The following is a 23,045-nucleotide window of genomic DNA, read 5'->3' as shown; positions in this document are numbered from 1 at the left end:
CGCTTCACCGACCGCCGCCGGCTCCGAAGGGCGAGGTCCCGCACGGTCTCCACGAGGCGTTTCAACTCTCCGGGCGACTTCCCGGCGAGGGTTCCGATGCCAGGCGGCGCCCTCTTCGAGATGCGCCCGCTTCCAGGCGCTCCGATGGCGGACGCCCTGCATCCGCGCCGGACCGCCGAACCGCCTGAGGCGATGGCAACGGAGAATCATCGGGAAGCACCGATGAAATCACCAGCAGTCGTCACCCCACCGGCCGCGCGGCGGGAGAACGCAGGAAAAAGAGACCGACGAGGCCGGCCGCGCCGGGCCGCACCGCGCCCGCTCCTTCCCTGCCCGGCCGGCGAAAGGGCCGAGTCCCGGTGCGGAGGCGCCCCGCCCTCATCCGGTGCCGGTCCGGCGATCCGGTGGACAACGCCCGCCGCCCCTCCCTGCGGGGCGGCCCGGCCGGGATCCTTCTCGACCGTTCCGGTCCCCGACCTTCGGAGCCGCCGATGACCTCGCCGAGTGCAGACGACCGCCGGCCCGCGGACGGCCCGCCCCCGCCCCCCGTCGATCTCGGCGCCGCGGCCCCGTCCGAGCGCGTCGACGGGGCCGTGGCGCCGAGGTCGACCCCCTCGGCGGGAGACCGGGCCGCGCCGCTCCGCTTCCGGGAGCCGGAACCGGGGCCCGGGCCGGGCGCGGTCGACGCGGTGGTGGTGGGCGCCGGGCCGGCCGGGGCGGCCGCCGCGCTGGAGCTGGCCCGGGCGGGCCGCTCCGTGGTGCTGCTGGAGCGCGGCCCCTTCCCCGGGGCGAAGAACGTCTACGGCGGGGTGATCTACCCGCGCGTCCTGGACGGGGTGCTGCCGGACTGGCGCGAGGAGGCGCCGGTGCAGCGGTGGGTGGTGCGCCGCTCCACGGTGATGCTCTCCGGGGAGCGCGCCGTCTCGGTGGACGTGCGCGCCCCGGCCTGGGGGCGGCCGCCCGGCAACGGCGTCACCGCCTACCGGTCGGACTTCGACTCCTGGCTGGCCGGCGAGGCGGTGCGGGCCGGCGCGCGGCTGGTCCCCTCCACCACCGCCACCGGTCTGCTGCGCGGGCCCGGCGGGCGGGTCGCCGGGGTGCGCACCGACCGGCCCGGCGGCGACCTGCCGGCCCGGGTGGTGATCGCCTGCGACGGGGTGAACTCGCTGCTGGCCCGGGAGGCCGGCCTGCACCCGGGCCCGCGCGCCCGGCACGTCGCGCTGGGCGTCAAGGAGGTGATCGCGCTGCCCCGGGACGCCATCGACCAGCGGTTCGGGCTCAGCGGCGACGAGGGCGCCGACTTCGAGATGCTGGGCTGCACCGGCGGCATACCGGGCGGCGGGTTCCTGTACACCAACGCCGAGACGGTGGCGGTGGGCGCGGTGCTCTCGGTGGAGGGCCTGGCCTCCTCCGGCAGGCGCCCCGAGGAGGTCGTCGACGGGATCAAGCGGCACCCCGCCATCGCCCCCTACCTGCGCGGCGGCACCGTCAAGGAGTACGCCGCGCACCTGGTGCCCGAGGGCGGCTACCGGCACATGCCCCGGCTGTACGGCGACGGCATCCTGGTCGCGGGCGACGCCGCGGGGATGACGCTGGCCGCCGGGATCTGGCTGGAGGGCGTCAACTTCGCCATCGGCGCCGGGCTGGCCGCCGGGCGCGCCGCCGCCGAGGCGCTGGCGCTGGGCGACACCGGCCGCCGCGGGCTGGCCCGCTACGGGCGCGCCCTGCGCTCCTCGTTCGTCCTGGCCGACCACGCGCGGCTGCGCGGCGCCCCCGGGCTGGTGCTCTCCCCGAGGGTGCAGCAGCGCTACCCCGGGCTGGCCGCCGACCTGGCCCAGGCCGCGTTCACCGTGGACAACCCCGCGCCCAAGCCGGGGCTGGCCCGGCTGCTGCTGCGCGCGGCCCGGGCCAACGGGGTCCGCCTGCACCACCTCGCCGCCGACGCCTGGAGGGTCGCCCGTGTCTTCCGCTGACCGCCCCCGCCCGCTGCCGCCCGCCGAGGAGCCGTCGCTGGCCGACCGGATGGCCACCGTCGACTTCGACGTCGGCGCCCGGCCGCACATCACCGTGGACACCCGGGTGTGCCGGTCGTGCACCACCAAGCCGTGCGTCACCGCCTGCCCGGCGGACCTGTTCTCGCCCACCGCCGACGGCGGCGTGCTCTTCAACTACGAGCACTGCTTCGAGTGCGGCACCTGCTACCTGGTCTGCAACGAGGCGGGCGCGATCAGCTGGGGCTACCCCGACGGCGGCCGCGGCGTCGTGTTCCGGAAGGGGTGAGCGGTGCTGATCTCCGTCGTGCTCGCCCCCGCCGACCCGCTGCCCGACGTCGACCCGCTCACCGCCGAGGTCCGCACCGACCGGCGGGCCTGCCGGCTCTCCCCCGGCGACGCCGCCGCCCTGGAGCTGGCGCTGCGCCTGGCCGACGGGCTGCGGGAGGGCGGCGCCGCGCCGCGCCTGCTGGCGGTGGCCGCCGGGCCGCCCGGCCACGACGCCGCGCTGCGCGAGGCGGCCGCGCTGGGCGCCGGGGTGCTCCGCGTCGACCGGCCGCCGGAGCGGCCGGAGGACGCCGAGTACGAGGCGCACACCGCCGAGGCCCTGGCCGGCGCGCTGACCCGCGGCGGGGACCGGCCCGACCTGGTGCTGTGCGGGGCCGGCCCGGCCGACGCTCCCGGGGCGCTGCCCGCGTTCCTGGCCCACCGGCTGGGCTTCGCCCAGGCGCTGGGGCTGCTCTCGCTGGCCCCGTCCGGTGCGGGTCCGGGGGGCGGGCCGGCCGGGCTGACCGGGGTGCGCCGGCTGGACCGCGGCCGCCGCGAGGTCCTCGGCGTGCCGCTGCCCGCGGTCTGCTCGGTGGAGGGCACCGGGGCGGAACCGCGCCGCGCCCCGCTGGCCGCGGCGCTGGCGGCGGCCGGTGCGCCGGTCCCGGTGGTGCAGGCCCCGGCGGCCCGGCCGCGGGTGCGCGCGGTGTCGGTGGGCCCGGCCCGCCCTCGCACCCGCCCGGTGCCGCCGCCGCAGGGCGACGCGCACCGGCGCATCCTGGCGCTGACCGGCGCCCTGGAGCGCACGGAGCGGCCCACCGTGCTGGGCCCGCTGGGCGCGGCGGAGGCCGCCGACGCGCTGCTGGCGTTCCTCCGCCGGCACGACCACCTGCCGGAGGCGGAGGGCTGAGGGGGCATCGCCCTGCTCACCGCCGACGGGACGGCCCCGGCCCGAGGGCCGCCGGAAAGCCGCACGGACAGGGTCGCCGTTTATCGTGACCACGTGGCGGCCGGCCTCGCTCCGGCCGCTCGAGCCCACTGGGAGGCCCTGATGACCACCGGGACCTACGAGTTCCAGACCGAGTTCGCCCGCAGGTACCACGGCAGAGGGAAGAGCGAGGGCGAAGCCGAGGCGCTGCCGGCCGTGCTGGAGGCACGGGGGGTCGGCATCACCGAGCGGCACCGCGAACCCGTCTCCTCCTGCACCGACGCCGAGCGGCTCCGGGAGTGGGTCGTCCGCGCCGCCACCGCCACCCGCGCCGAGCAGGTCTTCGGGTGACCCGCCGCCGCTGAGGGCCCGTCCCGGCTACCGGCGCAGCATGTCGATCATGCCGGCGCCCTCCTCGTCGCCGTGCCCCTCGGCGACGCGGCGCTCCATCAGCTCCAGGTAGGGGGCCACCAGCGCCGTGTCGACCCCCTCGTCCTCGGCGGTGCGGAGCAGAGTGGGGACGCCCGCCGCCTGCATGGCGAGGTTGGAGACGACGCCGGTGGTGTAGTCGCCGCTGTCCAGCTGCTCGGCGGTGGTGTGGATGGCCGGCGCCAGCGCGGTCAGCCAGTCGGCGAGCAGGGACGCGAAGTCCCTGATCGGCATCTCGGCCTTGCGGACCAGCGCGAACGCGTGGGTGACCCCGGCGAACATCCCGTTCATCGCGCTGAGCAGGGCGACGTCGTACAGCGCCGCCGCCCCGGCGTCGGCGCCGGCGTAGGTGGTGCCGGCCGGGACGGCCAGCGTCCCCCGGTGCTCGGCGAACACCTCCTCGGCGCCGCTGTAGAAGACGTAGCCGCCGGATTCGGGGACGCCGATCATCGGCGGGACGGCCATGATGCCGCCGCTGAGGAACCGGGCGCCGCGGGCGTGCGCCCACGCCTCCCGGGCGCGGGCCTGCTCCGGGGTGCCGGTGGTGAGGTCCACCAGGTCCTTGCCGGACAGGTCGGCGGCGGCCAGCGCCTCGCCGACCGAGGCGTCGTCGAGCAGGCAGGTGACGACCAGGTCTCCCGCCGCGACGGCCTCGGCCGCCGTCGCGGCGGTCTCGGCGCCTTCCGCGGCGAGCGGTTCGGCGCGGGCGGCGGTCCGGTTCCACACGGTCACCGGGTGCCCGGCGGCCAGCCAGGCGCGGGCGAGGGCGGTGCCCATGGTGCCGAGTCCGAGAAGGGAGATGCGGGGCTTGGAGGTTTCGGTCGCGTTCATGTGGATTAGGCTGGCGGAGCGCTCCGGGGGCGGACAAGTACGCACTTTGAAGTGGGTGGTTACCCCGGGGTGAGCGAACAGGCGGGAGGGGTTGCGGAATGGGTGCGATGCGCAGGCCCGGGGCGTACCACTGCGGCATCGACGCCGCGATGGACGTGATCGGCGGCAAGTGGAAGGTGCTCGTCCTGTGGGCTCTGGGGGAGGGCCCGCGCCGCTTCGGCGAGCTCCGCCGCGAGCTGGCCGGGGTGTCCGAGAAGGTGCTCGCCGCCCATCTCCGCGAGCTGGAGGAGGACGGCATCGTGCACCGCGAGTCCTACGACGAGGTGCCGCCCCGCGTGGAGTACTCGCTGACCGACCTGGGCCGCTCCCTCAACGACGCCCTGGAGCCCCTCGGCGCCTGGGGCAGCAGGCACGTGCTGGGCCGCGCCCCCGAATACGAGGAGGCGCTGGGCGGGGGCGCGTTCCCCCGGGCCTGAGCCCCGGGGCCGCGCCGCCCTTTCCCACTCCTTTTCCCGTCCCTTTTTCCGTTCATTTTCCCGCCCCGGGGCGGACGGATCTCAGCAGACCGCGCCGCCGTATTCGGCGCTCTCCCAGTCGGTGACGGCGGCGCGGAAGCGGGACCATTCCGCTTTCTTCAGTTCGAGGAACAGGCCGGTCAGGTCGGGGCCGAGTGCGCCGGTGACGACCGGGTCGGCGGCGAACAGTTCCAGCGCCCGGCCGAGGTCGCCCGGCAGGGCCGGAAACGATTCCGCGTTTCCGCCTTCCTCCCCTTTGGGCGGGCCGGGGTCGATGCGCGAGCGGATTCCGTCCTCCATTGCGGAGAGCAGGACCGCGTGGGAGAGATAGGGGTTGGCCAGGGCGTCGGGGAGCCGGAATTCGAGCCGGCCGTTGGCCGGGAGGCGGACCGTGCAGCTCTTCGTCTCCCGCCCCCAGTCGATCCTGGACGGGGTGAAGTCGCTGCCGTTCAGGAGGCGCTTGTAGGAGTTGACTGTGGGGCACAGCACCGCCGCCATCGCCGCCGCGTGCCGCAGGATCCCCCCGAGGGCGTGCAGGCCGGTCCCGGTCAGGTGCAGGCGGTCCGCGCCCGGGTCGGTGAAGGCGTTCCGCTCCCCCCGCCACAGGCTGACGTTGTGGTGGCAGCCGTTGCCCAGCCCGGTGCCGGGCGGTTTGGGCATGAGGGTGACGCCCATGCCGAGTTCGCGGGCGACCTGCCGGCAGATCTGGCGGTAGTCGATCAGCCGGTCCGCGGTGCGTTCGGCGCGGTCGTGGGCCCAGTTCATCTCCAGCTGGCCGTCGTCGCCCTCGTGCCCGCCCTCGACCATGTCCAGCCCCATCGCCCGGCCGTAGGCGACGATGCGCCGGTAGACCGGGCGCAGCCGGTCCAGGGAGTCGAAGTGGAACGCCGGGGAGACCCGGTGCCCCTCGGCGGCGCCCGCCCCCGGGCCGGTCCAGGTGGACTCCGGTTCGCAGCCGCTGCGCAGCTCCAGGCCGGTGCGCTCGGTGAACGCGCCGTGCAGGCGGAGCAGGCCGCCCCGGGCGTCGGCGGGCAGCGGCCGCCCGGCGGTCTCCTCCGGGCCTTGCTCCGGCTCGTACAGGCGGCACAGGAAGCGGGCCGAACCGGGGTCCCACGGCAGCACGGCGAAGGTGTCCGGGTCGGGCATCGCGACGAACTCCGTCGCGTTCACTCCCCCGCCGATGGGGTCCCCCGACCGGTCGGTGCGCATATCGGCGAGGACGAGCCGGATCATCCGCACCCCCTCTTCCAGGCCGCGCCTCAAGTGGCGCGCCGGAACGGTCTTCCCGACGACCCTTCCGGTGAGCGTCACTGTCTGGTAATGCACGTATTCGACGCCCGATTCGCGGACGCGCTCTTCGATCTCTTTCACGAGTGCGGAATCGGCGTTCAGTTTCCGGTGCTCGCCCAGAAGGGCCGGTCCGTCTGACATCTGGTTCTTCACCTCGCAGGAAGATCGGCGGGGCGCGGCGGCAAGATACTTCTTCCCTTTCCGGTGAGGTACGAACGGGGCCGCACGGGGAGATCTGACGGGGGTTTCCCGCAAGTCCTGAATCACCCGAATCACCTAGGGGGAAACGCTTGCGACACGAGTGCTCTTTTCCGGAATTCGATATCCGGAACCGTCCCGGTGCGCGGTCCCCCGCCCCGGACGGCCGCCCGCGGCCGGAGGACGCCGTCCGGGTGCACCGCTTCTCGGTGGAGCTGGGCAAGGAGCACGTGCTGTGCGCCGTCCGCGACCTCCACCGGCTGCTCGACGGCGCCTTCCCCGGGGAGGCGGTGCAGCCGGGGGACGGCGGCGGCCTCCCGCCCGGCCCCGTGCACGCGATCGTCGACGCCGACCGCGCCCCGGACGCGCTCGCGGAGCGGCCCCCGCCGCGAACCGCGATCGCGGTCGCCTCCGCCGGAGGCGGCGCCCGGGTGGAGGTGCGCGTCCCGCACGGGGAACGGGCCCTGCACGGGCTCGGCGGCGTCGTGGAGAAGGCGGTGCGCGCGCTCACCGGCCTGCCCGAGTCCGGACTGGGCGACCCGGCGCGGCGCGAGGCCGAGATGCGGAGGGCGTTCGCCCCGTCCCTGCCCGCCGCCGACCCGCCGCCCGCCGAGGGCCTCACCGGCCGCTTCGAGCGACTGGCCCGCCTGCACCCCGGCCGGCCCGCGGTGCGCGCCCCCGGCGCCGCCCTCTCCTACGGCGCCCTGGCGCGGCGGGCCGCCGCGCTCTCCGCCGCGCTGCGCGCCCGGGGGCTGGGCCGGGGGTCGCGCGCCCTGATCCTCCCCCGGCGCGACGAGCACCTGGTGGCGGCGGTGCTCGCCGCCTTCGGGAACGGCACCGCGGTCGCGCTCGTCGACCCCCGCCACCCCGCGCACTACATCGAGGCCTGCGCGAAGGCCCTCGCCCCGGACCTGGTCGTCGACCTCGCCGGGCGCGGAGGGGCGCCGGCCGGGTTCCCGGTCATGGGCGCGGACGCGGTCGCGGCGGCCGAGCAGGCGCCTCCCCCGCCCGGCGCGGGAAGGGGGGACGTGTTCGGCCCCGACGACTGCGCCGTCGTCACCTTCACCTCCGGCACCACCGGCACCCCCAAGGCGGTGGCGGGCCGCTACGCCTCCCTCACCTGCTTCTACGACTGGATGGACGAGCGGTTCGGGCCGCTGGCCGGCGCCCGCTTCGGCATGTGCTCCAGCCTCGGCCACGACCCGCTGCAGCGGGACCTGATGACCCCGCTGTTCCTCGGCGGCTCGATCAGCGTGCCCGAGGAGGGGGCGGCGGAGGACCCGGCGGAACTCGCCGCGTGGCTGCGGCGCGAGCGGGTCGAGGCGGTCTGCCTCAACCCGGTCCTCGCCCCCGCCCTGGACCGCGACGGCGGCGGCCTGCCCGACCTGCGGCTGCTCCTCTCCGTCGGCGCCCCGCTCGCCCGGGACCAGGCCCTGCGGCTGCGCCGCGCGGCGCCGGCCGCCCGCATCCTCAACCTGTACGGCTCCACCGAGACCCAGCGCGCCGTCGCCTGCTTCGAGGTGCCGCCGACCTCCGGGGAGATCGCGGCGCTGCCCCCGGTCGTCCCCCTGGGGCGGGGGATGAAGGACACCGGGATCCTGGTGGTCGGGGCCGGCGGCGGCACCCCCCGCCTCCCCTACGAGACCGGCGAGGTCGCGGTGGTCAGCGAGCAGCTCGCGCTGGGCTACCTCGATGCCCCCGCGCCGGACCGCGGCCCCTTCCGCGACCGCCTGCCGGGCGCGCCCCGCCCCCGCCGCGCCTACCTGACCGGGGACCTGGGCCATGCCGCGCCGGGCCTGGGGGTGGTCGGCGCCGGCCGGATCGACGGCCAGGTCAAGATCTCCGGCCACCGGGTGGAGACGACCGAGGTGAGCTCCGCGTGCCGGGCGCACCCGCAGGCCGCCGACGCGGCGACGGTGGCCGTCGACGTCGACGGCCTGCCGACGCTGGTGTCCTTCGTGGTCCCCGCGGACGAGGCGGTGGAGTTCTCCCCGGCGGGCTTCCGCTCCTTCCTCGCCGGGCGCCTGCCCCGCTACGCGGTCCCGCACCATGTCGTCACCCGCCGGGCCCTGCCGCTGACCGCCAACGGCAAGATCGACCTGGAGGCGCTCCGGCGCGAGGCCCGCTCCCGCGCCGCCGGGGAGGCCGCACCCGGGGAGGCCGGCGAGGCCGCGGCCGGGTCCGGCGCCGACGCCGCCGCCGAGTTCGTCCGCCGGCACACCGGCACCGCCGCTCCCCCCGAGGACGTCCCCCTCCGCGAGCTGGGCATCGACTCGCTGCGCTTCCTGTCCCTCGCCGGCCTGCTGGCGGACGGGCCCGCCGAGCGGCGCCCGCCGGGGCTGCACCCGGGGATGAGCCTGGCCGAGGTGCGCTCCGCGCTGTCCGGCCGCCCTCCCCTCCCGGACGGCGGACCGCCCCTCGCGGAGGGAAGGCCGCCCACCGGAGCGCCCCGCTCGGACGCCGGGCCTCCCGCCGGGGCGCCCCGCTCGGGAGCACCGGCCGGCCCGGGCCCGGTCACCCGGGTGTCCACCACCGAGATCGCCTTCGGCGGCCGCGCCTTCGCTCACTGCTGCTCCAACGACTACCTCGGCCTGGGCGGGCGCAACGCCGACCGCGGGGCCCTGGAGGAGTTCCTCTCCTCCGGCCTGCCGCTGCACTCGCACGGCTCCGCCGAGGTGAACGCGCACACCCTCTGGCACCAGAGGCTGGCCGAGGCCGTGTGCGAGCTGCACGGCACCGAGGCCGCCCTGCTCTTCAGCTCGGCCTACCTCGCCAACCTCACCGCCCTCACCGGCCTGGCGGGCCCCGGCGACCACCTCTTCGTCGACGAGCGGGCGCACCGCTCCCTCCTGGACGGGTGCGTCCTCAGCGGCGCCCGGTTCGACTTCTTCCGCCACAACGACCCCGGGCACCTCGAAGAGCTGATCGCCACCGCCGCCCCCGCCCGGCGCAGGGTGGTCGTCACCGAGGGGCTGTTCGGCATCGGTGGCGACATCACCGACCTGCCCGCGCTGCGCGGGGCGGCCGAGCGCCACGGCTGCCTGCTCCTGGTCGACGAGGCCGGGTCCCTCGGCCAGCTCGGGCCGACCGGGCGCGGCGTGTCCGAGCACTTCGGCGGGGCGGAGCCCGGCCCGGTGGTCCGCACCGGCACCCTGGCCAAGGCCCTGGGCTCCAGCGGCGGCTACCTCGCCGGCCCCCGGGAGGTCCTCGGCGGCCTGCCGGCCCGGCGGGGCGCGGTGTACTCCACCGGCCTCGCCCCGGTCCACGCCTTCATGGCGCACCGCGCCGCCCGGTCCCTGCTCGACGACGGCGCCGCGCTGGCGGGGCGGCTCCAGGCCAACGCCCGGACCTGGCGGGAGGCGCTGCGCGGGGCCGGGCTGGACATCGGCGGGGCGCAGGCGGCGATCGTGCCGCTGGTGCTGCCGGGCCCCGCCGAGGTCGAGGAGGCCCACGCCGCGCTGCTGTCCGCGGGGATCTACGGGCTGCCGGTCGCCTCGGCGTCGCCCGGCGCCGTCAACGCGGTGCGCACCACGGTGAGCGCCGTGCACGACCGGGCCGCGCTGCCGGGCCTGGCCGAGCGGGTCGCCCGCGCCGTCCGGGCCGCGCGCCCATGACCGCCCACTCCGAGGGGAGCACGACACCGATGAAGTACCTGGTCGTCGGAGGGACATCCGGGATCGGGGCGGAGACCGTCCGCCTGCTGGCCGGCATCGAGGGCGCCACCGTCGTCTTCAGCGGCCGAAACGAGGAGGCCGCGGCGGAGGTCGCCGCCTCCCTGGAACCGGACCGGCGCCGCCGCGCCGTGTTCGTCCGGGCCGACGTCGCCCGGCGGGACGACATGGACGCGCTGTTCGAGCGGGTCCGCGCCCTCCCGGGCGACCTGCGCGGGGCGTTCAACGCCGCGGGGGTGGCCGACGGCGGCGGCCCGCTGCACGGCACCCCCTCCCACGAGGCCGGGGAGGAGGGCTTCGACCGGGTGGTGGAGGTCAACCTCAAGGGCGCCTGGCGCAGCCTGTGCGGCGAACTGGCGATCATGGCGGCCCAGGGGTCCGGGTCGATCGTCAACTGCTCCTCGGTGGCGGGCCTGCGCACGGCCGACAGCCTGTCCGCCCCCTACACCGCGAGCAAGCACGCCCTGATCGGGCTCACCCGCTCCCTGGCCGTGGAGTACGCCCCGCACGGCGTCCGGGTCAACGCGGTGTGCCCCGGCGTCATCGACACCCCGATGCTCGGCGGCATGCGCGAAGAGCTCCTGGCCGACCTGCACCGGAAGAACCCGGCCGCCCGGATCGGCACCCCCGCCGAGGTCGCGGAGTCCGTCCTCTTCCTGCTCTCGGACCGCTCCCGCTACATCAGCGGAACGACCCTGACGGTGGACGCGGGCGGCCTCACCGGCGCGCTGTGACCCGCGGCGGGACAGAGGCGCCCTTCCGGCCCTGCGCCCGAGGGCGCCTCGGGGCGGACGCCCGGGCGAGCAGGCGCCGGGTGCCCTCCGCGATCTCCGCCGGATCGGCGCCCGCGGCGCAGAGCTCCCGTTCCAGGGCCTCCCAGGACTCCCGCTCCCGTCCGGTCGCCTTTCGCTCCCCGCTCTGGTCGGTGTGCTCGCCGCAGAGGCGCTCTGCGGCCGGGATGTCGTTCCGGTACCACCTCACCAGGTCATCGGCCGACCGCACCGTGTTTCGCGGACATTCGGCGAAGGAGCGGCCCGGCCGCCCCCGGGGCCGGGAGGCGGCCGGGCCGGGGGTCAGCGGAAGGCGTCCGCGTGGTCGCGGGCCCATTGGGCGAAGGTGCGCGGCGGGCGGCCGGTGACCTGCCGGATCGCGGCGGCGCCTCCGGTCCGGTCCGAGGTGGAGGCGGCCGAGCCGTAGAGGTCGAGCAGCCAGTCGATCACCTCGCGGGTGACGCCCTGCTCCGGGTCGTGCCACTCGCGGCGGGTCTGCTCCGGGGTGAGCTCGGTGAACCGGATCCGCTCGCCGATCGCGTCGGCGATGGCGGCGACCTGCTCGACCGCGGTCAGCTCCTCCGGGCCGCCGAAGGTGTACGCGGCGCCGGCGTGGCCGCCGCCGAGCAGGGCCTCCACCGCCACCGCGGCGGTGTCCGCCTCGTGCACGGGGCGGGTGACCGCTGCGGCGAACGGGCGGCGGACCTCGCGCCGGGTGCGGACGGCCTCGGCGTGGTCCAGCCAGTTCGCGGCGAACTCGCCCGGGCGGACCAGGGTCCAGTCCATGCCGGAGGAGCGGGCCGCCTCCTCCACCGGGCGGTAGCCGCGGTGGTCGTCGGGCTCGTCGTCGGCCAGCGCCCCGGAGAGCACCACGGTGCGGCGCACCCCCGCCTCCCGGGCCATGGCGGTGACCTCGCGGGCGGTCTGCGGGTGCGGGAACAGGTAGAGCCGCTCGGCGCCGCGCAGGGCGCGGGCCAGGGAGGGCGGGTCGGCCAGGTCGCCGCGGAAGACCTCCGCCTCACGCGGGAGCCCGGCCGCGTCCGGGTTCCGGGTCAGCGCCCGGACGTGCGCGCCGGCCCGCAGCAGGCCGGAGACGACGTGCCGACCGACCCTGCCGGTGGCGCCGGTGACCAGGATGACGGGTGCGCGGCTCATGCGAAGTCCTCTCGGTGGTCGCGGGCCCACCGGGCGTAGGTGCGCGGCGGGCGGCCGGTGATGCGGCGGTAGGTGTCGGTGGGCGGGACCTGGTCGGCGGTCTCGGCGGCGGCCATCATCTCCAGCGTCCGGTCCAGGACCTCGCGGGTGACGCCCCGCTCCGGGTCGTACCACTCGCGGCGGGCCTGCTCGGGGGTGATCTCGGTGAACCGGACCTCGCGGCCGACGGCCCGGGCGACGGCGGCGACCTGCTCCGCCTCGGTGAGCGGCTCGGGACCGGTGACGGTGTGGGCGCACCCCAGGTGGTCGTCGGTGACCAGGGCGGCGACCGCGACCTCGGCGACGTCGGCCTCGTGCACCAGGGTGGACCTGGCCCCCGGGTAGGGGGAGCGCACCTCCCCGGCCCGGATCTCCGCGGCCCGGTCCAGGGTGCCCGCGGCGAGCAGCCCGGGGCGGACGTGCGTCCACTCGGCGCCGCTCGCCTCCACCGCGCGCTCCACCGCGAGGTGGGCCTCGCGCTCGTCGGCGAGGTGGCGGCGGTAGGGCGTGAGCGAGGCGTCGCCGGGGTCGCCCTGGTAGGGGAACCCGGCGGCGGCCGCCGAGTGCACCGCGAACCGGCGGACCCCGGCGTCCACGGCCGCCCCGATGAACCCGGGGCCCTGTGCGGGGGCCGGGTCGACGAAGGGGAACAGGTGCACCCGGTCCACCCCGTCCAGGGCGGCCTCCCAGGTGTCCGGGTCCTCGAAGTCGCCCCGGACGATCCGGGCGCCGGCCGGCAGCAGGGCCGCCGCGGCCTCCGGGTCGCGGGTCATGGCCCGCACCGGCCGCCCGGCGGCGAGCAGGCCGGCGACCACCCTCCTCCCGATGTTCCCGGTGGCTCCGGTGACCAATATCGTCATACGCCCTCCCGGCGGATCGGTCGGAAAACAGCGCAGCAAAGGCCACCCCTTTACGGGATCCTTTCCGCCGCCTTTCCGGGAGAGATTAGACCGGATCGCCGAATTCCGCACATGGAAATGCATCAACACAGGTCGAAGCGATTCACCAATGGACGTGAAGTCATGTTCATGATCCCCCTGAATCGAATTCGCCGAGGCGGCCGATAAATGTGAATGCGTTGTTCGCGTTTTCTCTTCGGCGGGGCGGCCCGCCTCCTCTCCCGCCCCTGCGCGCCCGCGGGGCCGGCGCCCCCGCCGCCCGCGCGGTTCACCCGGTCTTCTCCGCATTCGCCCTTTCGGTTCAGCGGAACCTCCCGCACCGGCCGCGCACAGCGGCGACACTCGGTCCTCCCGCCCCTCCCCCGGGGCGGGGTCTCCTGCCCCCCGAAGGAGTCCGATGAAGCGAGCCGCCGTCGCCGCGGTGGCGGCCGCCGTGCTGCTGGGCGCGGCGGCCGTGCTGTGGAACGTCCACGCCCGGGCCTCGGTCACCGAGGTCACCGGCCTGGTCGGTTCGGAGAAGGAGGGGTTCTTCGCCGACGAGGCGGTCCGCGACCGCTTCGCCGAGCTGGGCTACCGGGTGCAGGTCCGCGGCCGGGGGTCGCGGGCCATCACCACCGCCGACACCGGGGGCGTGGACTTCGCCTTCCCCAGCGGCGCCCCCGCCGCCGAGGCGTTCCGCACCCGGCACGGCGTCGACCGCGAGCACCGCCCGTTCTTCTCCCCCATGGTGGTGCTGAGCCACCGGCCGGTGGCCGAGGCCCTGCAGCGCGCCGAGGCCGCCGCACCGGCCGGCGACGGCACCTGGACCCTGGACATGGCCGCCTACCTCGACCTGGCCGAGGACGGCACCCGCTGGCGCGACCTGCCCGGCGGCGCCCCTGAGGGCACCGGCCGCAACACCGTGCTGATCCGCACCACCGACCCGCGCACCTCCAACTCCGCCGCGATGTACCTGGCGGTCGTCGGCTACCTGCTCAACGGCGAGGAGGTGGTCAGCGGCCCCGCCCCCGGCGTCGCCGAGCGCGCCGTCCCGCTCTTCCTGGACCAGGGCGGGCCGCCGGACACCTCCCGGCAGCCCTTCGACTCCTACATCGCGCTGGGGCCGGGGCACACCCCGCTGCTGTGGGCCTACGAGTCGCAGTACGTCGCCGCCGGGGCCGCCGGCGAGCTGCCGGAGGAGGCCGCGGTGCTCTACCCCGCCCCGACCGCCGTCTCGGCGCACACCGTGCTGCCGCTCACCGGCGCCGGGGACGAGGTCGGCCGGCTGCTCACCGAGGACCCCGAGCTGCAGCGCCTCGCCGCCGAGCACGGCTTCCGCACCACCGACCCCGGCGTGTTCGCCGACGCCGCCGCGGCCGCCGGGCTGCCGGTCCGCACCCGGCTCGACGACACCGTCAACGCCCCCGGCCACGCCGCGATGGAGGGCCTCATCCGCGAGGTCGAGCGGCACTACGCGGGCAAGCCGGCCGCCGGGACCGCCGGATGAGGCCGGGGCGCCGCCGGGCGCGCGCCGCCGCCCTGGCCGCCCTCCTGGCGGCCGCCCTCGCGCCGGCCTGCACCCCGCAGGCCTCCGGCGTGCTGCGGGTCCTGGCCGGCAGCGAGCTCGCCGACATGGAGCCGCTGCTGGAGCGGGCCGAGCAGGAGACCGGCGTGCGGGTGGAGATGGACTACACCGGCACCCTGGAGGGCGTGCAGCAGGTGGTCTCCGGGCAGGCCGCCCGGGACTACGACGCGATCTGGTTCTCCTCCAACCGCTACCTGGCGCTGCACCCGGAAGGCCGGGACGCGCTGGGCGAGCAGACCTCGGTGATGGCCTCCCCGGTGGTGCTGGGCGTCGCCCGGAGCACCGCCGAGGAGCTGGGCTGGACCGGCGGCGCCGAGGTGACCTGGGCCGACGTCGCCGAGGCCGCGGCCGGCGGGGACCTGTCCTACGGCATGACCAGCCCCGCCGCCTCCAACTCCGGGTTCTCCGCGCTGGTCGGCGTGGCCGCCGCGCTCTCCGACGCCGGGTCGGCGCTGCGCGCCTCCGACGTCGCCGGGGCCGCCCCCGAACTGGAGCGGTTCTTCTCCGGCCAGCGGCTCACCGCGGGCTCCTCGGGGTGGCTCGCCGACGCCTACGTCCGGCGCGCCACCGGGCAGGACCCCGGCCCGGAGCTGAACGCGATGGTCAACTACGAGTCGGTGCTGCTGTCGGTGGAGCGGCGGGAGGAGCTGCCCGAGCCGCTGGCGGTGGTGCACCCGGCCGACGGGGCGGTGACCGCCGACTACCCGCTGACGCTGCTGGAGCCGGCCGGCGCGCAGGCCGCCGAGCGGTACGGCGCCCTGGTCGACCACCTGATGGGCGAGGAGGTCCAGGAGGAGATCGGGCGCACCACCCACCGGCGGCCGATGGCGCCCGGCGCCGCCGACCCGGGCCCGCCGTCCCTGCCCGAGCTTCCGTTCCCGGCCACCGCCGAGGTCGCCGACGGGCTGATCGGCGCCTACTTCGACGAGTACCGCCGCCCGGCCCGCACCGTGTTCGTGCTGGACTCCTCCGGTTCGATGGCCGGGGAGCGGATGGCGGCGCTGCGCACCGCGGTGGACACCCTCACCGGCGGCGACGGCGGTTCCCTGGACGGCCGCTTCCAGCGCTTCTACCACCGCGAGCGGGTCACCCTGCTGCCGTTCGCCTCCGGGGTGCACCGCGCGCGGACCTTCGAGGTGGACAGCGGCGACCCCGGTGAGGCCCTGGACGGGATCCGCGCGGGCGTGCGGGCGCTGGAGCCCGGCGGGTGGACCGCCGGATACGCCGCCCTGGCCGAGGCCTACGGCCTGCTGGCCGAAGAGGAGACCGGCGGCAGGTTCACCTCGATCGTGCTGCTCACCGACGGGGAGGTCAACCGCGGCCCGGGCCTGGCGGAGTTCCGCGACGGGGTGCACGCCGGGCTCGGCGGGGAGCTGCGCGGCGTCCCGGTCTTCCCGGTACTGCTGGGCGAGTCCGACCCGGCCGAGATGGAGGAGCTGGCCGAGCTCACCGGCGGCCGCGTCTTCGACGCCCGCTCCACCTCGCTGGACGAGGCGTTCCGGGAGATCCGCGGCTACCAGTGATCCGCCCGCGGCGGGGTCCGGACGGAGGACCCCGCCGCGGGAGTCGCGGGGAGGCGGGCCGGCGCCTCCGGAACGCGGGTCAGTCGCCCCGGACGCCCCCGTCCGCGCCGAGCGCGGCCGCGACGATCGCCTCCACCTGGGCGACGATGGCGGCGCGGTCCCGCTCGAAGGCCGGGTCGGTGACCTCGGAGCCCCCGCCCAGGTGCAGGATCGGGGTGTGCACGTGCCCGGCGGGGAGGTCCAGGCCGGTGGCGTCGCGCAGCAGGGTGTTGCGGTAGGCGATCTCGTTGGACAGGTAGTCCCCGCCGCCGCCCGCGCGGGCCTCGGAGCCGGGGGTGGGCCCGTCCGGGCGGACCACCGGCTCGTCCTCCCCCGCCGGGATCTCGGTGACCTCGGTGTTGTCCACCACCGGGAAGGGCTCGCCGGAGACCGCCTCGACGATCGCCGGGCGGTCCAGGGTGGAGTCGGACCACTGCGGCTGCGGGGTGACGGTGGGGAACCCCTCGGGGATCGGCGCCGTCTCGGCGGTGCCGGTCGACTCGTTGTCGTCGGCCCCGCCCCGCCAGGCCCCGTTGTGCGCCTCCAGGTCGAACCGGCCCTCCCGGCCCTGGCTGACGGTGATCACCGCGTCGGCCGGGCGGTCCCCGGTGTAGTGCGGCGCCAGCGCCCGCTCCACCATGCCGTCGGTGAAGTCGCGCCAGCGCACCGGGAACATCGCGGCCTGCACCACGGCCGTCCGGCCGTCGGCGGTCTCCAGCACCGCACCGTCCAGGGCCAGGGCGGCCGCGCCGGAGGGGTTGGCCTGGCGGATGTCGTTGTCCAGCCGGAACGGGTCGAAGCCGGTGACCACCACCCGCAGCACGTCCTCGTCGGCGCCGAAGTCCATGCCGGACTGGCCGCGGGAGCGGCGCTCCAGTTCGGCGAGGAGCTCGGTGCGCTCCTCGGCGGCGAGGTCGAAGGAGGGCTCCCAGCGGCGCAGCGCCGAGGTCATGCCGAGCCGGGCCCAGTACAGCGGGCGGTCGTCCCCGGCGCTCAGCTCCCCTTCGGCCGCGGTGCCGGACCGCACCCGGTGCACCGCGTCGCGCCAGAGCCGCTCGCCGTGCACCCGGACCGCGGCCCGGGCCGCCTTCTCGTTCGGTGCGGCGCACAGCGCGCGGGCGAAGTCGTCGGCGCGGTCGGCGAAGCCGGAGCGGCGCAGGATCTCCTGGGGGACCTCCTCGGCGAGCCGCTCCTCTTCGACGGTGGCGCCGACGGCCGCCAGGCAGTCCGGTTCTCCGCCGGGCGCGGCGTGCGCCGGGGAGGCGAGGGCCAGAGCGGGGGCGAGGACGAGTGCGGCCGCCGCGATGCGGGGGGCCGGGTTGCGGACGGGCAAGCCGCCTCCAACTCCATACAAGTGATTTGTTCAACAAAATTCGGAGCAGAAGGTAGCAGCTTCCCCACGGCCCGCACCAGAGCCCTCCTGCGGACGATCCGCCCGTCCCGGGAGGCGGCCGGCGCGGCGGAGGCGGGCCTGCGCCGGCGCCCGGACCGCGGAACCGGACGTCCGCGCAGGCCACCGGGGGTTCGGAGACGGCACGGCGGGCACCGGGGCCGGGAGCGCGCCCGGCCGGCGGCCCGCCCGCTCTCGGACCGCCGGCGGAGGGAACAAGGAGCCGGAGAAGGAGCCCGGGCACCGGAGCCCCGCCCCGCCCTTCCGCGGGCACCGGGGGTGTCCAGGAGGCAGGCCGGGGCCCGCCCGCCGGGACCGCCCCCGTGCCCGGTCAGCCCTCCAGATCGCGGCGGAGGTGTTCGGCGGTGACCGATCCGGGGTGGCCGAGCAGGTCGGCCGGGGTCCCCTCGAACAGCACCCGGCCGCCGTGCCGGCCGCCGCCCGGGCCCATGTCGATCACGTGGTCGGCGCGTTTGAGCACGTCCAGGTCGTGCTCGACCAGGACGACGGTGTTGCCCGCGTCGACCAGCCGGTCCAGCAGCCCCAGCAGCACCTCCACGTCGGCCATGTGCAGCCCGGTGGTCGGCTCGTCCATCACGTAGACGGCGCCGGTGCCGCCCAGCCGGGTGGCGAGCTTGAGGCGCTGCCGCTCGCCGCCGGACAGGCTGCTCAGCTCCTGGCCCAGGGTGAGGTAGCCCAGCCCGACCTCCTCCAGCCGCTCCATGGCGCGGGCGACCTTGCGCTCGCCGCGCCCGGTGAAGAAGGCGCGGGCCTCCTCCGCGGTCATCGCGAGCACCTCGGTCACGTTCCTCCCGCGCAGCCGGTGCTCCAGCACGGCGGCGTCGAACCGGGAGCCGCCGCACTCCTCGCACACCGTGGTGACCGGGTCCATCATCGCCATCTCGGTGACGGTCTCGCCGCGCCCGCCGCAGGCCTTGCAGGCGCCCTTGGAGTTGAAGGAGAACAGGCCCGGCTCGGCGCCGCTCTCCTCGGCGAAGCGCTTCCGGATCACGTCCATCACGCCCAGGTAGGAGGCGGGGGTGGAGCGCGAGGAGGCGGTCACCGCGGACTGGTCCACCACGACCGCGTCGGGGTGCCGCTCCACCAGGACCCGGCCGACCAGGGTGCTCTTGCCCGACCCGGCGACGCCGGTGACCACGGTGAGCACCCCGGTGGGCACCCGCACCGAGACGCCGCGCAGGTTGTGCAGGTCGGCGCCGCGCACCTCCAGGGCGCCGGTGGGGGTGCGCACCTTCCCCTTCAGCCCGGTGCGGCGGCGCAGGCACCGCCCGGTGCGGGTGTCGGCGGCGCGCAGCCCGTCCACGCCGCCCTGGTAGACCACCCGCCCGCCGTGCGTCCCGGCGCCCGGCCCCATGTCGACCACGTGGTCGGCGACCGCGATCACGTCCCGGTCGTGCTCGACCACCAGCACCGTGTTGCCCCGGTCGCGCAGCCGCAGCAGCAGCCGGTTGAGCCGGCCCACGTCGTGCGGGTGCAGCCCGGTGCTGGGCTCGTCGAAGACGTAGGTCACCCCGGTCAGCGCCGACCCGAGGTGGCGCACCGTCTTGATCCGCTGCGCCTCCCCGCCGGACAGGGTGGGCGCCTCCCGGTCCAGGCTGAGGTAGCCCAGGCCGATGTCGCAGAGCCGGCGGACGCTGCTCGCGGCCGCGCGGGCGATCGGGGCGCCCTGCGGGTGGTCCACCTCCTCCAGCACCGGGACCAGGTCCTCGGCCTCCATCGCGCACATCTCGGCGATGGTGCGCCCGGCGACCCGGGTGGCCAGCGCCTCCGGGTTGAGCCGGCGCCCCTCGCAGGCCGGGCAGACCACCTCGGTGGTGACCGCCTGCACCGCCTCCCGGGTGCGCTTGCTCATCGCGGAGATGTCCCGGTTGAGGTAGAGCCGGCGGAACCGGTCCTCCAAGCCCTCGTAGCCGAGGGAGAACCCGCCCTCCTCCGCGGTGAGCTCGATCTTGACCGTGCCGTCCCGGCCGCCGCGCAGCAGGTCCTCCCACTCCCGGTCGGTGTAGTCGCGCAGCGGCTTGTCCGGGTCGAGCAGCCCGGTGCGCCGGTACAGCTCGTAGGGGTAGGCGCTGCTCTCGGCGAACAGCGGGAAGAGCACCGCGCCGCCGTTGAGCGACCGGGAGGCGTCGAAGAAGGCGGCGTGGTCGATGCCGACCGCGCGGCCGATGCCCTCGCAGCTCGGGCACATGCCCGCCGGGGTGTTGAAGGAGTAGGCCGAGGAGGGGCCGGCGGAGGGGTGCCCGGCCCGGGAGAACAGCAGCCGCAGCAGCGGGTGGACGTCGGTCATGGTGCCGACGGTGGAGCGGGAGTTGCCGCCCGGCGGCCGCTGGTCGACGACGACGGCCACCGCGAGGTTGTCCACCAGGTCGGCCTCGGGCTTCTCGTAGCGGGGCAGCAGGCTGCGGATGTGCAGCGGGTAGGTCTCGTTGAGCTGGCGGTTGGACTCCACCGCCAGGGTGCCGAACACCAGGGACGACTTTCCCGAGCCCGAGACACCGGTGAAGACCGTGACGGTGTTCTTCGGGATCTCCAGGGAGACGTCCTTGAGGTTGTGCACCCGGGCGCCTTCGATCACGATCGGCGGTGCCGCGCCGAAGCGCTCGGTCGCCGTTGCCACTGGGGCTCCTCTCGTCGTGCGGGCACGCCGCATCGGGGCAGGGGTCTCCTGCCCTGTCCGGTGGGAATCGGGAACGGCCCCGCAGAGCGCGGGGCGGACACCCATATTCGGTGCGCGCCCCCCGGAAGGCAAACGCGAATGCCGCATTCATATTCATCCTGACCTGCGAAAACGCGCGCCGCGCTGAGGGCGGGGGAAACCGGTGCGGGAGTATCGACGCAGGTCCCGGCGGCCGCTATCCTCCCGGGATGGACTCGGTCGAGGCGGCGCCGCTCAGCGGCGAGGTGCACGCGTGGGCGCGCGAGCTGTGGGACTTCCACACCGCCCCCGCCAGGGAGGGCGGGCCGGCCCGCGGCGACGTGGTGCTGGCGCTGGGCAGCCACGACCTGCGGGTCGCCGGGCACGCCGCGCGGCTGTGGCGGGAGGGCGCGGCGCCGCTGGTGGTGTTCAGCGGCGACCGGGGGCGGCGCACCGGCGGCGGGCACGGGCACGCCCGCTGGGAGCGGCGCGAGGCCGAGGTGTTCGCCGACGCCTCGGGGCTGCCGGACCGGGCGGTGCTGCTGGAGACCCGGGCCACCAACACCGGGGAGAACTTCTCCTGCTCGCGCGAGCTGTGCGCGCGGCACGGCGTGCGGGTGCGCGCGGCGGTGGCCACCGCCAAGCCCTACATGGCCCGGCGCGCCCTGGCCGCCGCGGCGGTGCACTGGCCCGGGGTGGAGTGGCGGTTCCGCGCCTTCGGCGGCGGCTACCGGGGCTACCCCGACGAGCGGTACGGGGCCGAGGAGCTGGTCTGCTTCCTCGTCGGCGACCTGCAGCGGCTGGTGGTCTACCCGCGGCGCGGCTGGGCGGCGCCGGTGCACGTGCCGGACCGGGTCGCCGAGGCCTACGAGCGGCTGGGGCGGGCCGGGTTCACCGGGCACCTGATCCCGGGGGAGCCGCCCGGGCTGGGCTGACCCCCGGGCGATGTTCCCGGCGCCGTCGCCGCCTCGACGCAGGTCGAGGCGGCGACGGCGCCGGGGTCACCGGGGGAAGGGGGCGCGCTACTCGGCCTCCGCCTCGGCGCCGGCCAGTGCGGCGGCGTTGGCCTCGCGGCGCGCGAAGACGTCGTTGGCCATCTCGTTCATCTGCTTGAGCACCTTCTTGCGCGGGCGCGCGGCGAGGCGGTCGATGTAGAGCCGGCCGTAGGTGTGGTCGGTCTCGTGCTGCAGGCAGCGGGCGAAGTAGCCGGTGCCCTCGATCTCCACCGGGGCGCCGTCCTTGTCGAACCCGGTGACCTTGGCGTACTCGGCGCGGGGCAGCTCGGCGTGCGGGCCGGGCACCGACAGGCAGCCCTCGTTCTCCAGCACCAGCGGGACGGAGTCGTCCCGCTCGGCCAGCACCGGGTTGACCACGTGGCCGACGTGGCGCACGCCGTCGTCGTCGGGGCAGTCGTAGACGAACAGCCGCAGGTCCTCGCCGACCTGGTTGCCGGCCAGGCCGACGCCCTCGGCGACGTACATGGTGAGGAACATGTCGTCGATGAGGGAGGACAGCCCGGGGGTGCCGAACATCTCGGCGGGGACGTCGTTGTTGACCCGGTGCAGCACGTCCTCGCCGACCACCGTGATCCGGCGGACCCGGCCGCGGGCGGCCTCGGGCGCCATCTCGGGGTGGTCGTCGACCGGTTCGCCCTGGACTCGGACCCTCTGGTCGGCGGGGTCTCCGGCGCTGGACTGCTCGGACATGCGCTGCTCGCTCTTTTCCACTCGGCCGCGGGCTGGGGCGCGCGCCGGAAGGGGCGCGCGAAGACCTTCGCAAAATAGCATAAAGGCGCAGGTCACCATGGCGGGATCGGAAGGCGTTCGCGGGGTCGGCCGGGCGACTTGTTCGGCAATACCATCGTGGAATGGAGAATTTGCGCGGCAAGCAGGGCACCTGGACCTTCGACGAGGACAAGGTCGTCATCGACTATGCGACCGGTTGGTTGGCATCGTCGCTGAACAAGGCGCTGGCCCGCACCGAGGTGCCGCTGCGGAGCGTGGCCGGGGTCGATTTCCGCACCCGCGGCACCGGCGCGAAGAAGAAGGGCTGGGAGATGCGGCTGCGCATCCGCGACCAGGCCGACCCCTTCGCCGCGGTGGGCGCCGCGATGTCCGGGGAGGACCCCTTTCTGCTGTCCGGCGACGCCAAGACCGAGCTGGTCGCCGAGTACCACGCCGACCAGCTGCGGCTGCTGGCCGAGCGGGCCGCCGCCCAGGGGCCGCCCCCGGCCGGCGCCCCGGCCCGGCTGGTCGCCCCGCTGCCGCTGCACATCCAGGTGCACGAGGGCACCGCCGCCTTCGACGGCTCCTCCCTGGTGCTCTCCTGGACCAGCGAGGCCGCCAAGGAGAAGCGGTCCGCCCAGCGCAGGGAGTTCCCGCTGGAGCGGATCGCGAAGGTGGAGTGGAACCCCTCCGACGGCTGGGACTACGGGGTGCTGCGGGTGCTGTCCGAGGACGGGGCGCCGCGGAAGAAGCCGGTCCCGGCCAAGCGGGATCTGTCCTGCCTGCTGTTCGACGAGGGCGGCGAGCAGGCGCAGGCGCTGCTGATGGCGGCGACCGTCACCGCCCACCTGTGGGCGGCCGGCTCGGGCCGGCCCGAGGCCGACGGGGCCGCGGCGGCGCTGCCCTCCGGCGGGGCGGTCCCGGCGATCGGGGCGGGGGGCGGATCCGAGGAGGCCGCGGCGGCCGGATCCGACGACGACATCGACCCGGAGAGCCGGATCGTCATGGCCCGGATCCGCAAGCTGGGCGAGCTGCACGCCGAGGGGCTCCTCACCGACGAGGAGTTCAGCGCGAAGAAGGCGGAGCTGCTGGAGCGGCTCTGACCCGCCGGCCGGGGCGGCCCCGCCGGCTCCCCCTGGGCGGGGACGCGGAACGGGGCGGGGGGG

The 23,045-nt window shown here is 76.2% G+C and carries 18 protein-coding genes; 11 read left to right on the top strand and 7 right to left on the bottom strand.

Features of this window, described 5'->3' with window-relative positions; all coding sequences use genetic code 11:
- The first annotated feature begins 491 nt into the window (after positions 1 to 491).
- From D459_RS0111470 to D459_RS31450, 4 genes are all read left to right on the top strand, one after another.
- Positions 492 to 1,973, top strand: coding sequence for an FAD-dependent oxidoreductase (locus D459_RS0111470; protein ID WP_017593153.1), 1,482 nt, complete (start codon positions 492 to 494; stop codon positions 1,971 to 1,973).
- The gene (locus D459_RS0111465; protein ID WP_017593152.1) at positions 1,960 to 2,280 is read left to right on the top strand and encodes a ferredoxin family protein; all 321 of its coding nucleotides are present in this window, start codon (positions 1,960 to 1,962) and stop codon (positions 2,278 to 2,280) included. The genes D459_RS0111470 and D459_RS0111465 overlap by 14 nt, the downstream gene beginning before the upstream one ends.
- A gap of 3 nt (positions 2,281 to 2,283) precedes the next feature.
- Positions 2,284 to 3,168, top strand: a complete 885-nt coding sequence (locus D459_RS31455) for a mycofactocin-associated electron transfer flavoprotein beta subunit (protein WP_017593151.1) — start codon at positions 2,284 to 2,286, stop codon at positions 3,166 to 3,168.
- Positions 3,169 to 3,309: 141 nt separating this feature from the next.
- On the top strand, positions 3,310 to 3,537 hold the full coding sequence (locus D459_RS31450) for a hypothetical protein (RefSeq protein ID WP_017593150.1): 228 nt from the start codon (positions 3,310 to 3,312) through the stop codon (positions 3,535 to 3,537).
- Between the two features lie 27 nt (positions 3,538 to 3,564).
- Here the strand turns inward: D459_RS31450 and D459_RS0111450 are convergent, their stop codons facing one another.
- Positions 3,565 to 4,446: an NAD(P)-dependent oxidoreductase gene (locus D459_RS0111450; RefSeq protein WP_017593149.1), complete on the bottom strand. Its 882-nt coding sequence runs from the start codon at positions 4,444 to 4,446 to the stop codon at positions 3,565 to 3,567.
- 98 nt (positions 4,447 to 4,544) lie between these two features.
- Between D459_RS0111450 and D459_RS31445 the strand changes: the two genes are divergently transcribed.
- Complete coding sequence (locus D459_RS31445) at positions 4,545 to 4,922, top strand: winged helix-turn-helix transcriptional regulator (RefSeq protein ID WP_017593148.1); 378 nt, start codon at positions 4,545 to 4,547, stop codon at positions 4,920 to 4,922.
- An 81-nt stretch (positions 4,923 to 5,003) separates the two neighbouring features.
- On the opposite strand, the gene D459_RS0111440 is transcribed toward D459_RS31445, so the two are convergent.
- On the bottom strand, positions 5,004 to 6,392 hold the full coding sequence (locus tag D459_RS0111440) for a glutamine synthetase family protein (RefSeq protein ID WP_026120292.1): 1,389 nt from the start codon (positions 6,390 to 6,392) through the stop codon (positions 5,004 to 5,006).
- 251 nt (positions 6,393 to 6,643) lie between these two features.
- Between D459_RS0111440 and D459_RS0111435 the strand changes: the two genes are divergently transcribed.
- Together D459_RS0111435 and D459_RS0111430 are read left to right on the top strand one after the other, a co-directional pair.
- Positions 6,644 to 10,063, top strand: coding sequence for an aminotransferase class I/II-fold pyridoxal phosphate-dependent enzyme (locus D459_RS0111435; protein WP_017593145.1), 3,420 nt, complete (start codon positions 6,644 to 6,646; stop codon positions 10,061 to 10,063).
- Between the two features lie 29 nt (positions 10,064 to 10,092).
- Positions 10,093 to 10,854: an SDR family NAD(P)-dependent oxidoreductase gene (locus tag D459_RS0111430; protein WP_017593144.1), complete on the top strand. Its 762-nt coding sequence runs from the start codon at positions 10,093 to 10,095 to the stop codon at positions 10,852 to 10,854.
- A 339-nt stretch (positions 10,855 to 11,193) separates the two neighbouring features.
- Here D459_RS0111430 and D459_RS0111420 read toward each other — a convergent pair whose 3' ends face one another.
- Both D459_RS0111420 and D459_RS0111415 read right to left on the bottom strand, forming a co-directional pair.
- Positions 11,194 to 12,045: an NAD(P)H-binding protein gene (locus D459_RS0111420; RefSeq protein ID WP_017593142.1), complete on the bottom strand. Its 852-nt coding sequence runs from the start codon at positions 12,043 to 12,045 to the stop codon at positions 11,194 to 11,196.
- A complete protein-coding gene (locus D459_RS0111415) occupies positions 12,042 to 12,944 on the bottom strand; it encodes an NAD(P)H-binding protein (RefSeq protein WP_040709850.1) in 903 nt (300 codons plus the stop codon). Before D459_RS0111415 ends, D459_RS0111420 begins: the two co-directional genes overlap by 4 nt.
- Before the next feature lie 436 nt (positions 12,945 to 13,380).
- On the opposite strand from D459_RS0111415, the gene D459_RS0111410 reads away from it, so the two are divergent.
- Positions 13,381 to 14,469: a hypothetical protein gene (locus tag D459_RS0111410; protein WP_017593140.1), complete on the top strand. Its 1,089-nt coding sequence runs from the start codon at positions 13,381 to 13,383 to the stop codon at positions 14,467 to 14,469.
- Complete coding sequence (locus D459_RS0111405; RefSeq protein WP_017593139.1) at positions 14,466 to 16,070, top strand: VWA domain-containing protein; 1,605 nt, start codon at positions 14,466 to 14,468, stop codon at positions 16,068 to 16,070. The genes D459_RS0111410 and D459_RS0111405 overlap by 4 nt, the downstream gene beginning before the upstream one ends.
- A gap of 79 nt (positions 16,071 to 16,149) precedes the next feature.
- Here D459_RS0111405 and D459_RS0111400 read toward each other — a convergent pair whose 3' ends face one another.
- Positions 16,150 to 17,442, bottom strand: a complete 1,293-nt coding sequence (locus D459_RS0111400; protein WP_017593138.1) for a hypothetical protein — start codon at positions 17,440 to 17,442, stop codon at positions 16,150 to 16,152.
- Between the two features lie 388 nt (positions 17,443 to 17,830).
- Positions 17,831 to 20,137, bottom strand: coding sequence for an ATP-binding cassette domain-containing protein (locus tag D459_RS0111395; RefSeq protein ID WP_017593137.1), 2,307 nt, complete (start codon positions 20,135 to 20,137; stop codon positions 17,831 to 17,833).
- 248 nt (positions 20,138 to 20,385) lie between these two features.
- Between D459_RS0111395 and D459_RS0111390 the strand changes: the two genes are divergently transcribed.
- A complete protein-coding gene (locus D459_RS0111390) occupies positions 20,386 to 21,090 on the top strand; it encodes an ElyC/SanA/YdcF family protein (RefSeq protein WP_017593136.1) in 705 nt (234 codons plus the stop codon).
- Positions 21,091 to 21,177: 87 nt separating this feature from the next.
- On the opposite strand, the gene def is transcribed toward D459_RS0111390, so the two are convergent.
- A complete protein-coding gene (gene def, locus D459_RS0111385) occupies positions 21,178 to 21,861 on the bottom strand; it encodes a peptide deformylase (RefSeq protein ID WP_017593135.1) in 684 nt (227 codons plus the stop codon).
- 161 nt (positions 21,862 to 22,022) lie between these two features.
- On the opposite strand from def, the gene D459_RS0111380 reads away from it, so the two are divergent.
- Positions 22,023 to 22,982, top strand: coding sequence for a DUF4429 domain-containing protein (locus D459_RS0111380; protein WP_026120290.1), 960 nt, complete (start codon positions 22,023 to 22,025; stop codon positions 22,980 to 22,982).
- Positions 22,983 to 23,045 lie beyond the last annotated feature (63 nt).

The sequence above is a fragment of the Nocardiopsis potens DSM 45234 genome (assembly GCF_000341105.1).
Lineage (GTDB): Bacteria > Actinomycetota > Actinomycetes > Streptosporangiales > Streptosporangiaceae > Nocardiopsis_A > Nocardiopsis_A potens.
The sequence above is the reverse complement of the archived record's forward strand: the minus strand, read 5'-3'. Positions and strand labels throughout refer to the sequence as shown.